This window comes from Ensifer sp. Root558 (genome assembly GCF_001427045.1).
GTDB classification, from domain to species: Bacteria; Pseudomonadota; Alphaproteobacteria; order Rhizobiales; family Rhizobiaceae; genus Ensifer; species Ensifer adhaerens.
Genome location: NZ_LMGC01000035.1, coordinates 575,000 through 589,216, shown reverse-complemented (window position 1 = coordinate 589,216; position 14,217 = coordinate 575,000). Strand labels below are relative to the sequence as shown.

Sequence of the window (14,217 nt, the reverse complement as noted above, 5' to 3'; positions counted from 1 at the left end):
GGCGAATTTGGCCGGCACCGATCACTCAGGTCGCCAGCCCGATCAAGGCCGCCACTTGGCGATATCGGGCGATGACGTCGGGTGTGAAGTGGAAGGCGTCGAGGAAATTGTCCGTCCGGTAATCCGGCTTCTGCAGGCGGATGCGGGCCGCGTAGCTGCGAGCCTCACTGAGGCGTCCGGCGAGCGCAAGACAATGGGCTGCGATCGCGAGGATGTGCACATGCGCGTTCGGACGGGCTGCCGCCTTGATCGCCCAGTCTGCAGCCTCCTCGAAGGCGTCCAGCCGGATGAGGGCAATCGCGCGGGTGCCGAGCATGCCGAACAGCAGCGGGTCGTAGGGGCTTAAAAGCCGCGAGTAATCAGATGCGGTGATCGCCGCTGCGGGGTCGCCGGACTGCGCGTGCACGAAGGAGAGCGCATAGTGCCCGAGGGCGAAATTGGGGCTGAGAAGGACCGAGTGCTCCAGTGCGCGCACCGCCTGGTCGTGGTCTCCGGTCAGCCAGAGGGCACGCCCCATCGACCAGTGCGCGGCGGGGTTCTGATCGTCAACCAAGAGGCTCTGCCCGGCGGCCTTGAGCGCGTCCCGGGTCTCGCCGTCGCGGTCGCCCCAGCGCTGGAATGCCCTTTGCCAGTGGGTGAAGGACAGCCCTGCATGGGCGCGTGAGAAGGTTGGATCGAGGCGTGTCGAAAGGCGGAAGAACTCGGCGGCGCGCTCGTTTTCCTCGGCGGTGAAGCGAAACATGTGCCAGAGGCCGCGATGATAGGCCTCCCAGGCGTCGAGCGAATCCGGAGGCTTCAGGATCGCGCGGTTGCGCTCTTCGTTCTCGATTTCAGCGGCGATCGACGACACGATGCTGTTGCTGATCTCGTCGACGACGGCAAAGTGCTCGGCCGCGCGCGCCTCGAATCGCTCAGTCCAGACGATATGCGCGGTGGCCGCCTCTGCGACCTCCACGTTCACGGCGATCCCGAGTTCGTGCTGTTCCAGGAAGCCGGTGGCGACATAGTCGACGCCGAGCCGGCGGCCGATTTCCGGCAGTTCGAGCCCTTCGCCAGCGATGGCAAAAACAGAGCCTCGGGCAATAACGAAGAGACTGCGCAGGCGCGCCAGCTTGCTGATGACGTCATGCGCGACCGCGCTGCCGAGATCGTTCCGGCCCGCCCCGCCCGCGACAAGTTCGCGGAACGGCATGACGGCAATCGAGGCGCGGCGCGCGACCGTCACGTGGATGGGCTCGGAAGGTCTGCCAACACCGTCAGAAACGACGACGACCGCCGGTTGTCGGGACAGGGGCCTGAGGCGTTCCCATGCCTCTCGGATCGGCGCGAAGTCCTCGCCCTCATCGGCAAAGAGGCGCGCTGCCGCATCGAGATGCCGGTTGCAGGCGTCGCCCATCCGCCTGCGGGACAGTTCCGCCAGGAAGCGGAGATTTGCGTCTGCGTCGAGCGGCGCGAGGTCGAGCCATTGCCGGGCTGCCGGCAAGCCGTCCTCACCGCCGACGGGTGTTTTCTTGCCGATTTCTGCCGCGATCTCCAGCGCGTATAGGCGAAACTCGCTCCGCACCGATGTCAGCCAGTGCTCGAAGGCAGGGCTGTTGTCGATCTCGACCCCTTCGAGCAGATCGCCTCCGCATCGTCCAGCAATCGGCCGCAACGCCTCCAGATCGAGGTTTCCGATACCGCGCCGCCTTGCTTCCTGGATGTGGCGTGCGTCGATGTCACAGTCTTCGAGATCGAGTGAAATCCGGTCGTTAGCCGTGATCACGCGCTTGCGGCCATCCGTGTCCATGAGCAAGCGGATTTTGCTCAGGCTCCAGCGCAATTCACCGCGCGGATCGCTCGGCACTTGCCAGAGCAGATGGCAGAGCCGTTCCCGAGGAACCGAACCTGGCGTCAGGGCCAGATAAGCGAGCAGCGCGCGCACCTTGCGCGACGGCGGTAACGGCACGGCCACCCCGCGGCGCATGAGTTTCATCGGCCCGAGCAGCCGCAGTTCCAGCTCCTTTGCCGAAAAAACCACGTCCGGGCCATCCGTTTCCATGCGCACTCCCACGCCGGCTCCCACGCCAGCACTTTAGCATCCCTCGCCGAACCTAGCATCCGGAAGAGTGAGAGGACCCATGCCAAACAATTCTGGACTGAGAACCACGAGCGGCCGCGGGCGGCTTTTCGACAGCGTGCTGGAGACGATCGGCGACACGCCGGCGATCCGCGTCAACAATCTCGGCGTCGGCAACGCGACCATCTATGTCAAGGCGGAGTTCTTCAATCCGGCTTCGTCGGTGAAGGACAGGCTGGCGATTGCGATCATCGAGGAGGCCGAGCGCACAGGCAAGCTGAAGCCCGGACAGACCGTAGTCGAGGCCACCAGCGGTAACACCGGCATCGGACTGGCGATGGTCTGTGCGCAAAAAGGCTATCCGCTGGTTGTCACCATGGCCGATAGCTTCTCCGTCGAGCGCCGCCGGCTGATGCGCATGCTGGGCGCCAAGGTCGTTCTGACGCCGCGCGCCGAGAAGGGCCTGGGCATGTATCGCAAGGCGATCGAACTCGCAGAGAAGAACGGATGGTTCCTCGCCCGGCAGTTCGAGACCACAGCCAACGCCGCGATCCACGAGGCGACGACCGGCCGGGAAATCGTCAACGACTTTGCCGGCTCCCGTCTTGATTACTTCGTCACAGGCTACGGCACCGGCGGCACGGTGGTTGGCGTCTCCCGGGTTTTGCGGCGTGAGCGTCCGGAGACGAAGATCGTGCTTGCCGAGCCCGCCAACGCGCAGTTGCTCGGCAGCGGTCATGCGCAACAGCGCGGAACGGGCGGTGCGCCGGCCGCCAGCCATCCCGCCTTCGAGCCGCATCCGATCCAGGGCTGGACACCGGACTTCATACCCGACGTCCTGCAGGAGGCGATTGACAACCGCTACTATGACGAACTCGTCCCCATTGCCGGTCCGAAGGCGATGGAATGGGCCAAGGCGCTCGCACAGAAAGAGGGCATCTTCACTGGCGTTTCGGGCGGCGCGACCTTCGGCGTTGCGCGCCAGATCGCGGAGCACGCGCCGGCCGGCTCGGTGATCCTGTGCATGCTGCCTGACACAGGGGAGCGCTATCTGTCGACGCCGCTGTTCGAAACGATCCCGGCGGACATGGATGACGAGGAGATGGAGCTGTCGCGATCCACGCCCGGCTTCCAGCTCGCCGCCGAATAGGGAGAGGAACGATGGGAGCGCGATCACCGAGGCAAAGCGTGGGAGCCTTCACGCAACCGGAACTCCTGGCTACGCTCGAGACCCTCGACCCACCCGATTGGTCGTCCGTCTCGGCGCTCGCCCACCGGATCATCGACGATGCCGTCGGCCATCTCGGCCGCGTGCGCGAGCGTCCGGTCTGGCAACCGCTGCCGGAGGAGATCGAAGCGCTGTACCAGGCGCCGGTCCCGGATCGGCCGACGCCCCTCGAGGACGTGTACCGACAGGTCAAGGACACGGTGCTCGCCTATCCAATGGGCAACATCCATCCACGGTTCTGGTCCTGGTACATGGGCTCCGGCAACTTCACCGGGGCGCTCGGCGATTTTCTCGCAGCGATCCAGGGTTCCAATCTCGGGGGCGGACGCCATGCCGCTGCCCTCGTCGACCAGCAGGTCGTCGGATGGCTGCGCGACATGATCGGCTTTCCCGAGGCAGCGAGCGGCACGCTGGTCAGCGGCGGTTCGGTGGCCAACCTCGTCGGGCTGACGGTTGCCCGCAACGCCATGGCGGGCATCGATCTGCGCGAAGAGGGCGTTGCGGCCCTCACGGAACCCATGCGCTTCTACGCCTCGGATCAGGTTCATTCCTGCCATCGCAAGGCGGTCGAGACGCTCGGCCTCGGCAACAAGGCACTTAGACGGATCCCGACCGATTCCCGTTACCGCATCGACCTTGAGGCGCTTCGCGCGGCGATCGCCGAGGATCGCGCGCGGGGCTTCAGGCCTGCCTGCGTCATTGGTACTGCCGGTACGGTCAATTCCGGTGCAGTAGACGATCTCACCGCCTTGGCCGGGATCGCCGCGGAGGAGAACCTGTGGTTCCACGTAGACGGGTGTATCGGAGCGCTGCTTTCGATCGCGCCCGAGAACGCCTGGCGCGTCAAGGGCATCGAGCGGGCGGATTCCGTCGCGCTCGACCCGCACAAATGGCTGCATGCCCCCTTTGAGGTCGGTTGCGCGCTTGTCCGGGACCGGGCAAAGCACCGGGAAACCTTTGCGGTGTCGCCGGAGTTTCTGCAGGGCATGCCGCGTGGCATCGCCTCCGGTCAGTGGCTTCACGAATTCGGCTTTCAGACCAGCCGCGGCTTTGCGGCGCTGAAGGTCTGGATGGCGCTGATGGAGCACGGCATCGCCAAGTTCGGCCGGCTGATCGACCAGAACGTCGCGCAGGCCGCCTTCCTCGCCGATCTCGTCCGTTCGAATCCGCCTCTGGAACTCATCGTTGAACCGGAGATCAACATCGTCTGCTTCCGCTATGCGCCCGAAGGTCTAAATGAGGAGCGACTGAAGGAGACCAACCTCGAGATCATGCTGCGCCTGCAGGAAACCGGCGTGGCGGCGCTTTCCGACACGACGATCCGGGGCAAGCATTGCCTGCGCGCGGCGATCTGCAATCATCGCACCCGCCCGGACGACCTGAACCTTTTAATCTCGGAGGTCCTGCGGATTGGCAGGGAGATTGCGCAGTCGTGAGCCTGGTCGTTTTTGCGCATGAAAACAGTCACTGACTGCGTAGGGTTTGCCTCGACCCTAAGGTTTCGTCGCGCGAATGGCGTAGCGATGCTGCGACTGTCGCGCCAAGCCCTTGAAAAGGTTCCAATTCGCGGCCTGGGTGCGATGGATTTCGCGAAGGTCCCTGTCGATCGTAATCTCGGTGAAGCCGGCCTCGCGCAACAGCGCGACGACGGCCTCGGCGCGGGCGCCTTGTGCGAAATGCACGCGGGAGAGGATGCTGCGGTGCGTCGCCGTCATCTGCGGCGAACCGGTTGGCGTCTCAGCCTTGAACAGGCCGAGGCGCTGTCCCCATGTGCTGAGCTTGGAGAACAGCCGCTCGAGCGCGGTTGTATTGACGAAGTCGCCATCGACGATCAGCAACATGCCGCCGGGCTTCAGGACCCGTAGCCATTCGCCAAAGGCTGCGGCCGGGTCCACGAGCGTCCAGACCAGATGCCGGTTGACGATTACATCGTAGTGGTTGTCGGGCTCCATGGTATTTTCGGCGTCGCCGAGGGCGAAGCGGATCGCTCGCCCGCGCTTGCGCGCCTTATCCCTGGCGCGTTCGAGCATCGGCTCGGCCCAGTCGAGGCCCTGCACCTTGAAGTCGAGTTCATCGAGAAGATGCGAGATGACGCCGGTGCCGCTCGCAAGATCGAGCGCGGCACGCCCTGCGCCCGGCCCAAGGTGACGGAGAAACAGTTGATGCCAGGCCGCGCGTTCTTCCTCCGAGAAGATCTCGTGGCCCGGGGACAGATCGAAGGTAGCCGCGCGGTCCGACCAGTAGGCCTTGATTTCATCGCGCAGGTTGTAGTTCTGCCGCTCCGTCACATCGCTCATGTCGATACCGCTCGTTCCTGTTTGGAGGCGTTCTAAAAGATAAATGTTGACTAATAAAGTCATGAAACATTAGATCGCCTGAATTTTCCAGCGGAGCTAAAACAATGCGGTTTTTCAACAGGGTGGCTGCGGCCGCCGCAAGCCTTTGCGTGCTTTTTTCTACGGCAGCCTTCGCTGATGTCGTGACGTTGAAGGATGTCACGGGCCGAGATGTCGAGGTCAACGTACCCGTCGAGCACGTGATTCTCGGCGAAGGGCGGCAGATCTATTTCCTCGGCGCGCTCGACCGCGACGAGCCGTTCAAGCGCGTCGTCGGCTGGCGCGATGATCTGGCAAAGGCAGACCCTGAAAGCTATGCCGCCTATCTCGCAAAGTACCCTGGCATTGCCAAGCTGCCGACCTTCGGCGGCATGAAGGATGGCACCTTCGACATCGAGCAGGCGGTTGCCTTGAAACCCGATGTCGTTCTGATGAACGTCGACGCCAAGACGGCGACGGAGGAGGCTGGCTACATCGAGAAGCTCGCCAAGGTCGGTATCCCGCTCGTCTACGTCGATTTCCGCGAGAAGCCGATGGAAAACACCCAGCCGAGCATGCGCGTGATGGGCAAGCTTTTGGGAAAGGAAGAGAAGGCCGAGGAGTTCATCAAGTTTCGCGCCGAGAGCATCGCCAAGGTGACAAACGTTTTGGCGAAGGCCAATCCGAAGAAGCCGCTCGTTTTTGTCGAACGCGCCGGTGGTTACTCCGACGATTGCTGCATGTCTTTCGGTAACGAGAACTTCGGCAAGATGGTCGAGTTCGCCGGCGGCGTAAACATGGCAAAGGACATCATTCCCGGCACCTTCGGCGTGGTCAATCCGGAGCAGATCATCGCTGCCAATCCCGATCAGATCATCATCACCGGCGGCAACTGGCAGGGTTATGTGCCGGGTGGTGCCTGGGTTGGCGTCGGCTATGGCGCCGATGAGAAGGAAGCGGCCCGCAAGCTCGAAAACCTGACCAAGCGCCCGGCTTTCACCGGCGTTGAAGCCGTGAAAGACGGCCAGGTTCACGCCATCTGGCACCAGTTCTACAACAATCCCTACCAGTTCGTGGCCATCCAGCAGATCGCCAAGTGGCTGCACCCGGATCTCTTCGCGGACCTCGACCCGGAGGCGACGTTCAAGGAGTTGCATGAGCGCTTCCTGCCGCTTCCCTACAAGAGCGGCTACTTCGTCTCGCTGACGTCAGCCAAGTAAGCGGTTCGACAGCTGGAGGAGGGGAGGACTCCGGCGTCGCAACTAAAAAGGAATGAGAATGTCGATCTTCGGGAAAATCGCGTCGGCGATGGTCGCAGCCCTGGTATTGGCGGCTTTGCCCGCCAGTGCGGCTGAAATTGTCGACGTCACCGGCCGTCGGGTCGAAATTGCGCTCCCGGCCAAGCGCGTCCTGTTGGGCGAGGCACGGCAGATCCACGTGGCCGCAGCGCTGAAAGGCGAGCATGTCTTCGACACGATCGTCGGTTGGCGCGATGATCTTTTGAAGAAGGATCCGGACTCCTACGCTGCCTATGTGGAGCGCTTCCCCGAAATCGAGAAACTGCCGCGGTTCGGCTATATCCCTTCAGGCGATTTCAGCCTCGAGGCAGCGATTGCGCTCAAGCCTGACGTTCTGACGCTCAATCTCGAAGCGCAGCAGGCGGTCGAAGAATCGGGCTTCATCGAAAAGGCCGCTGCCGCCGGCATTGCCGTCGTCTATCTCGATTTCCGCGTGGATCCTGCCGCCAATAGCGAAAAATCGGTCGAAATCCTCGGCCAGCTCTTCGGTGCCGAAGCGAAGGCCCGCGAATTCATCGACTATCGCAATGCTCAAATCGCGCTGGTGACGGACCGCCTCAAGAAGGCGGGGGAAATTGCGCGGCCGAAAGTCTTCATCGAGCGCTCTCCCGGCATCACCGGCGACGTTGTCTGCTGCCGCACCTTCGGTCCGGCCAACTTCGGCAAAATGGTGGAAGAGGCCGGCGGCCACAATATCGGTTCTGACGTCATCAAGGGGACCTTCGGCGACCTCAATCCTGAGCAGCTGATCGTCAGCGATCCGGATCATGTCATTATCACCGGCAGTAACTGGTCGGCGGAATCCGATCTCAACCAGTTCGTTAGCGTCGGACGCGGCGCCGATGCGGCGGCGGCAGAAGATCGCCTGCGCGGCCTTATGCAGCGCCCGGGCTTTCCCGGCCTGAAGGCGGTGAAGGAGGGCAATGTGCATGCCGTCTGGCACCAGTTCTACGGCGCCCCTTACGAGTTCATTCCGATCCAGCAGTTTGCCAAGTGGTTCCATCCGGAGCTCTTTGCCGACATAGACCCGGACCGGACTTTCCGCGAGTTCCATGAGAAGTTTCTGCCGGTGACCTACCGCGCGGGTTACTTCGCCTCGCTTCCAAAGAGTGGTGAATGATGGTTGCCATGACCGAACAAGTATCCGGCGTTGAAGGGCGAGGGCGCTACCGCTCTCTCGTTTTGCGCCGCTTGGTGTTGATCTTCTGCCTCATCGTCGCGCTCTTTGCGTCGGTTGCAGTCGACATGGCTCTCGGGCCTGCGAACTATCCACTCGCGGATGTGCTGACCGCGCTCTTTCGACCGGAAACTGTAAGCGACCAGCTCCGGGTGGTGATCTGGGACATTCGCATGCCGATCGCCCTGATGGCCGTGACAGTGGGTGCCTCATTGTCGGTCGCAGGCGCGCAGATGCAGACGATCCTTGCCAATCCACTGGCAAGTCCATTCACGCTCGGCATTTCCGCCGCTGCCGGCTTCGGTGCGGCCCTCGGTCTCGTTGCCGGCGTGGCGGTTTTTCCCGTCGCCGTCCAATACATGGTGCCAATCAACGCCTTCCTTATGGCGATGTTGGCGGCGCTCTTCATCCATTTCGCCTCCACCATGCGCGGCGTTACGGTCGAAACAATCGTTCTGCTCGGCATTGCGCTCGTCTTCACCTTCAATGCCGCGCTGTCTTTGCTCGAATATCTCGCCTCCGAACAGGCGCTGGCCGCCGTCGTCTTCTGGACGATGGGCAGTCTCACCAAGGCAACCTGGCCAAAGGTCTGGATCACCGGCGCCGTGCTGCTGTTCGCCTTGCCGCTGTTTGCACGGCACGCCTGGGCGCTGACCGCGCTTCGGCTTGGTGACGATAAGGCTGCGAGCTTCGGTATCAATGTTCGAAGGCTCCGGCTCGAAGCAATGATGACGGTCAGCCTGCTTGCGGCGATCCCGGTCTCTTTCGTTGGCACGATCGGCTTTGTTGGTCTCGTCGCTCCGCACATCGCACGCATGCTGGTCGGCGAGGATCAGCGCTTCTTCCTGCCAGCTTCTGTGTTGTGCGGCGCGCTCCTTCTTTCGGTCACTTCGGTCGTGAGCAAGATGATTATTCCGGGCGCCGTCCTGCCGATTGGAGTCATCACCGCGCTCGTTGGCGTGCCCTTCTTCTTCGTGCTGATTTTCACCAACAGGAGGCGCGCATGGTAAGCCTGTCGCTGGAAAAGGTCGGCGCGAATTATGGCCGGCGCACGGTGCTCTTAGATGTCAACACCGGTGTCTTGCGCGGCGGTGGCCTGACGGCGGTGATTGGTCCGAATGCGGCCGGCAAGTCGACGCTGTTCAAGCGCATAGCAAACCTGACCTCCGGTCCCGGCACTGTCCACCTGTCCGATACGGCCAAGGGGTCCGAAGGCATCTGCTACATGCCGCAGGATACCGGCGCCAATGCCGTGCTGACCGTCTACGAGTCGGTGCTGTTGTCGGCCAAGCAAGGCTCAGGCTGGAAGGTGAAGGACGCCGAACTCGCCGAGATCGACCGAGTGCTGGGCGAACTCCGGATCGCCGATCTCGCCTTTCGTGGCCTTGGTGAGCTCTCAGGCGGCCAGCGCCAGCTCGTCTCCATCGCGCAAGCTCTCGTGCGTAAGCCCGAAGTGCTGTTGATGGACGAACCGACCTCGGCGCTCGATCTCTTTCGCCAGATCGAGGTCCTTGGCTTCATGAAGCGTTTGTCGGCGCAGTCGGGTATGGCGGTGTTGATCGCGCTGCACGACCTGAACCATGCGCTGCGCTATTGCGACGACACGATCGTCATCAGCGGCGGGTCGGTGCTGGCGAGCGGCCCCACCCACGACGTCATCACCGCGGATATGCTGCGCTCGGTTTATCGCGTCGAGGCGCGGGTGGAGGCCTGCTCCCTGGGGCGACCGGTCGTCATTGTCGACGAATCCCTTTGATGCGTGGACGCGCGGGTCGTTCACGTTCGAGCTCGTCACCCCTGCAAATCTGAGCAGCTACGAAAGCCGCAACTAGAACATCCTCCCAAGGGGCCGCACGGCGCGGCACGCGGCGAGACCGCGTCGCCGTGCCGTGCCGAGGGCATTGAAATAAAAACTTCCGAAGGAGGGCTTGCAGCAGCGGCCCCGTAGCGTGTCGACGCCAGGCGCCGGATTGTCAGTCGCGGCTCGGCACGATCGTTTCATGAAACGCGCGCAGGTCGGGACCCCTCTCTGGTGAAGCGTCGCTTCACATACGCAATCGGCGGCCCCCTGGAGCCGATGCAGCACCCTCTTCGTGGGGGCGTCGCCGCCCCTTTTTGTTGGCCATTGGTGCCCGAGCGGCCCGTCGGCTGGAGTGCTTGGCCGATAAAAACGATTAGTGAAAACTAAAAAGCGACAAGAATGGACGGATTCGCGGCAAAGCGTACTGGACAGTACTCTCAAGGTTTGCTTGTTCTGCTGTCGCATTGTTGAGGGACAAGGCATTGCCTAGTCGGCAGGAGAGGACAGACAAGCATGGCGATTAAAATTGGCGCGCCGCGGGAGGTAACCGCAAGCGAGGCGCGCGTGGCGCTGACACCTGACAGCGCGGTGCAACTTGCGAAACTTGGCTATAGCAGCATCATTGAGACGGGCGCGGGCGTTGCGGCCGGTTTTTCCGATGATGCCTATCGGGCCGTGGGCGTCGAGGTGGCCCCGTCGGCAGAGGCGCTGTGGGCTTCGGCAAATGTGGTCGCCAAGGTACGGCCGCCCGAGCCGAGCGAGGTCGCTTATCTGTCTGCGGACAAGACGCTGATCTCGTTCTTCTATCCGGGCCAGAATGCCGAACTTCTGGAGCTCGCCAGGGAAAAGGGCGTCAACGTCATCGCCATGGACATGGTCCCGCGCATTTCGCGCGCCCAGAAGATGGATGCGCTGTCGTCGATGGCCAATATCGCCGGCTATCGCGCGGTGATCGAGGCCGGCAACAATTTCGGTCGCTTCTTCACCGGCCAGGTGACGGCCGCCGGCAAGGTGCCGCCGGCCAAGGTCCTGGTGATCGGTGCGGGCGTCGCCGGTCTTGCGGCGATCGGGGTCGCCACCTCGCTTGGCGCTCAGACCTACGCCTTTGACGTGCGGCCGGAAGTCGCCGAGCAGATCGAGAGCATGGGAGCCGAGTTCGTCTATCTCGATTTTGCCGATGGTGAGGGGGGCGGTCAGCAGGATGGCGCTGCCACCGGCGGTTATGCGGCTCCCTCTTCGCCGGAGTTCCGCGAGAAGCAGCTTGCCAAGTTCCGCGAGCTTGCGCCCCAGATCGATATCGTCATCACCACGGCGCTGATCCCGGGCCGTGATGCACCGAAACTCTGGCTTGCCGACATGGTCGCCGCGATGAAGCCGGGATCGGTGGTGGTCGATCTTGCGGCCGAGCGTGGCGGCAACTGCGACCTGACCGTTGCCGATCAGCGGGTCGTCTCCGACAACGGCGTCGTCATCATCGGCTATACCGATTTCCCGAGCCGCATGGCCGCGCAGGCGTCCACGCTCTATGCCACCAATATCCGCCATATGCTGACCGACCTGACGCCGGGCAAGGATGGCAAACTCGTCCACAACATGGAGGACGACGTCATCCGTGGCGCGACCGTCACCTTCCAGGGTGCGATCACCTATCCGCCGCCACCGCCGAAGATCGCCGCGATCGCGGCGCAGAAACCAAAGGAGAAAGTGAAGGAGCCGACGCCGGAGGAAAAGCGTGCGACCGAGGCCGCAGCCTTCAAGGCCCAGACGAAGAGCCAGCTGACGCTTCTCGCCGTCGGCACGGCGCTGCTGCTTTTGGTCGGCGCCTTTGCTCCGCCTGCCTTCATGAGCCACTTCGTCGTCTTCGTGCTCGCCTGCTTCGTCGGCTTCCAGGTCATCTGGAACGTCTCGCATTCGTTGCACACCCCGCTGATGGCCGTCACCAACGCGGTTTCCGGCATCGTCATTCTCGGGGCGCTGCTGCAGATCGGGTCTGGCAACTGGCTGGTGGTGCTGCTTGCGGCGCTGTCGGTGCTGATCGCCACGATCAACATCGTCGGCGGCTTCCTCGTCACGCGGCGCATGCTCGCCATGTTCCAGAAATCCTGATCGGGCAGGGGTAAACATTATGATGATCGGTATCGTATCGGCCGCCTATATTGCGGCAGCCGTCCTCTTCATCCTCTCGCTCGGCGGGCTTTCGGGCCAGGAAAGCGCCAAGCGCGCCGTCTGGTACGGCATGACGGGCATGGCGCTTGCCATTGTCGCCACGGTCTTCGGACCTGATGTCGGCAACTGGTTCATCATCGCGCTGATGATCGCGGGCGGCGCCCTGCTCGGCCACTTCGTCGCCTCCCGCGTCCAGATGACCGAGATGCCGCAACTCGTTGCAGCACTCCATTCCTTCGTCGGTCTTGCCGCAGTCTTCATCGGCTTCAACGCCCATATCGAGGCGGCTGATGTCGCCGGCCTCGATGCGGCGGCCCGCTCTGCATTGACCGGCTTTGCCGCGATCCTTGCCCACAAGGAACCGGTGGAACTGTCGATCATGAAGGTCGAGGTCTTCCTCGGCGTCTTCATCGGCGCCGTCACCTTCACCGGCTCCGTCATCGCCTTCGGCAAGCTTGCCGGCAAGGTCGACGGCAAGGCCAAGAAGCTGCCGGGCGGTCACCTGCTCAATGCCGGTGCTGCCCTTCTCTCGCTCGTGCTGCTGGTGCTCTACGTCAATGGTGCCGGCACCTGGACGCTGCTTGTCATGACGCTCGCCGCTTTCTTCATCGGCTATCACCTGATCATGGGCATCGGCGGCGCCGACATGCCGGTGGTGGTGTCGATGCTGAACAGCTATTCCGGCTGGGCGGCCGCGGCCATCGGCTTCACGCTCGGCAACGACCTGTTGATCGTCACCGGCGCCCTGGTCGGCTCCTCGGGCGCGATCCTCTCCTACATCATGTGCAAGGCGATGAACCGCTCGTTCCTGTCGGTCATCCTCGGCGGCTTCGGGGCAACCACGGGGCCGGCAATGGAAATCACCGGCGAGCAGATCGCCATTGATGCCGATGGCGTGGCCGCAGCCCTTAACGACGCCGACAGCGTCATCATCGTGCCGGGCTACGGCATGGCGGTGGCGCAGGCGCAGCAATCGGTCTCCGAGCTCACCCGCAAGCTGCGGGCGGCCGGCAAGAACGTGCGCTTTGCCATTCATCCGGTCGCCGGCCGTTTGCCGGGCCACATGAACGTGCTTTTGGCCGAAGCGAAGGTTCCCTACGACATCGTGCTCGAGATGGACGAGATCAACGAAGACTTCCACGAAACCGATGTCGTCATCGTCATCGGCTCGAACGACATCGTCAATCCGGCCGCCCAGGAGGATCCGAACTCACCGATCGCCGGCATGCCGGTGCTCGAAGTCTGGAAGGCCAAACAGGTGTTCGTCTCCAAGCGTGGCCAGGGAACCGGTTACTCCGGCATCGAGAACCCGCTGTTCTACAAGGACAACACCCGCATGTTCTACGGCGACGCCAAGAAGAGCATCGACCAGCTGCTGCCCGCGCTGGCGTGATGACGCCCTGAAAAGACAACTCATCGCTCCGCATATAGGGGCGGTGAGTTCAACTCCGTTGATGAGCGACCGATGCGTCCGATGGCGTCGCCCTAGGCGCCGAGTAGGTCGGGTTTGACGACCATCAGAGCTATTATCAGAGCAAAAAGCGAGATCGATGCCAGAAGGCCGCCCAAAGCGCGCTTGTTTCTAAGAAGCGTTCGGACTTCCATTTTGTCGATCGTGCCTTCAAGGGCTGGATGCACCTGTGCCTCCCATGGCCGCACGACCCTGCTTTCGACAATCATCAAGGCGGCGATCAGGGTGAATGACATCAGTAGCCAGGGTGTCGATAGCGGCCACCCACCCAAAACGATGAGGCCAATGCCTCCGGCAATCCCTATGCCGGTGAGCAGACCTGCAATCCTGTTTGCGGTCAGGGCCAACTTTGCAGCCCCGATTTGCCCTCGCCGGGCAGAAATGAAAAGGAGCTCCCTTGCTGCAAGCAGCAGAAATGCCGTGCCCATGGCCGCGGCATGAATCATCACGACGTGTGCGTACATCTCTTGTTACCTTGGTATGGAGCTTCGAGAAGCGGTCGCTCGACCGCTCGTGCTGCATTTGATTTCGACACGAGGTTGGCTGTCGGATTGGCCGCGTGCAGCCTCAATTGTGAGCGATCACTCGCAAAAATCTACTCGCGTTCGAGAAGCTGTCTCTGCGAGCGCTCCCGGTTCATATTCCCCCGGTAGTTCGCGCAGTTGGACGCCGGCGTTCACGGAGCGACATCAAGTCGCCAAG

11 protein-coding genes are annotated in these 14,217 nt (G+C 62.7%); 8 read left to right on the top strand and 3 right to left on the bottom strand.

Annotation, left to right across the window (positions count from 1 at the left end):
- Positions 1 to 25: 25 nt before the first annotated feature.
- Positions 26 to 2,041, bottom strand: a complete 2,016-nt coding sequence (locus ASD63_RS29170) for a transcriptional regulator (RefSeq protein ID WP_034796169.1) — start codon at positions 2,039 to 2,041, stop codon at positions 26 to 28.
- A gap of 79 nt (positions 2,042 to 2,120) precedes the next feature.
- On the opposite strand from ASD63_RS29170, the gene ASD63_RS29165 reads away from it, so the two are divergent.
- Both ASD63_RS29165 and ASD63_RS29160 read left to right on the top strand, forming a co-directional pair.
- Complete coding sequence (locus ASD63_RS29165; protein ID WP_060518054.1) at positions 2,121 to 3,209, top strand: pyridoxal-phosphate dependent enzyme; 1,089 nt, start codon at positions 2,121 to 2,123, stop codon at positions 3,207 to 3,209.
- An 11-nt stretch (positions 3,210 to 3,220) separates the two neighbouring features.
- Complete coding sequence (locus ASD63_RS29160) at positions 3,221 to 4,723, top strand: aspartate aminotransferase family protein (protein WP_060530180.1); 1,503 nt, start codon at positions 3,221 to 3,223, stop codon at positions 4,721 to 4,723.
- A 57-nt stretch (positions 4,724 to 4,780) separates the two neighbouring features.
- On the opposite strand, the gene ASD63_RS29155 is transcribed toward ASD63_RS29160, so the two are convergent.
- Positions 4,781 to 5,584: a class I SAM-dependent methyltransferase gene (locus ASD63_RS29155; RefSeq protein WP_034796179.1), complete on the bottom strand. Its 804-nt coding sequence runs from the start codon at positions 5,582 to 5,584 to the stop codon at positions 4,781 to 4,783.
- Positions 5,585 to 5,688: 104 nt separating this feature from the next.
- On the opposite strand from ASD63_RS29155, the gene ASD63_RS29150 reads away from it, so the two are divergent.
- The 6 genes from ASD63_RS29150 to ASD63_RS29125 all read left to right on the top strand — a co-directional run bounded on the left by ASD63_RS29150 (position 5,689) and on the right by ASD63_RS29125 (position 13,437).
- On the top strand, positions 5,689 to 6,822 hold the full coding sequence (locus ASD63_RS29150; protein WP_060530179.1) for an ABC transporter substrate-binding protein: 1,134 nt from the start codon (positions 5,689 to 5,691) through the stop codon (positions 6,820 to 6,822).
- A 52-nt stretch (positions 6,823 to 6,874) separates the two neighbouring features.
- The gene (locus ASD63_RS29145) at positions 6,875 to 8,020 is read left to right on the top strand and encodes an ABC transporter substrate-binding protein (RefSeq protein ID WP_060530178.1); all 1,146 of its coding nucleotides are present in this window, start codon (positions 6,875 to 6,877) and stop codon (positions 8,018 to 8,020) included.
- Positions 8,020 to 9,087, top strand: coding sequence for an iron ABC transporter permease (locus ASD63_RS29140; RefSeq protein ID WP_226020927.1), 1,068 nt, complete (start codon positions 8,020 to 8,022; stop codon positions 9,085 to 9,087). The genes ASD63_RS29145 and ASD63_RS29140 overlap by 1 nt, the downstream gene beginning before the upstream one ends.
- Positions 9,081 to 9,833 (top strand): ABC transporter ATP-binding protein, encoded by a 753-nt coding sequence (locus ASD63_RS29135; RefSeq protein WP_034796220.1) that lies wholly within the window; start codon positions 9,081 to 9,083, stop codon positions 9,831 to 9,833. The genes ASD63_RS29140 and ASD63_RS29135 overlap by 7 nt, the downstream gene beginning before the upstream one ends.
- A gap of 564 nt (positions 9,834 to 10,397) precedes the next feature.
- Complete coding sequence (locus tag ASD63_RS29130; protein WP_060530225.1) at positions 10,398 to 11,984, top strand: Re/Si-specific NAD(P)(+) transhydrogenase subunit alpha; 1,587 nt, start codon at positions 10,398 to 10,400, stop codon at positions 11,982 to 11,984.
- Between the two features lie 19 nt (positions 11,985 to 12,003).
- Entirely contained in the window at positions 12,004 to 13,437 is a 1,434-nt protein-coding gene (locus ASD63_RS29125) for an NAD(P)(+) transhydrogenase (Re/Si-specific) subunit beta (protein ID WP_034796222.1), read from the top strand.
- 92 nt (positions 13,438 to 13,529) lie between these two features.
- On the opposite strand, the gene ASD63_RS29120 is transcribed toward ASD63_RS29125, so the two are convergent.
- Positions 13,530 to 13,979, bottom strand: coding sequence for a DUF2269 family protein (locus ASD63_RS29120; protein WP_034796228.1), 450 nt, complete (start codon positions 13,977 to 13,979; stop codon positions 13,530 to 13,532).
- Positions 13,980 to 14,217 lie beyond the last annotated feature (238 nt).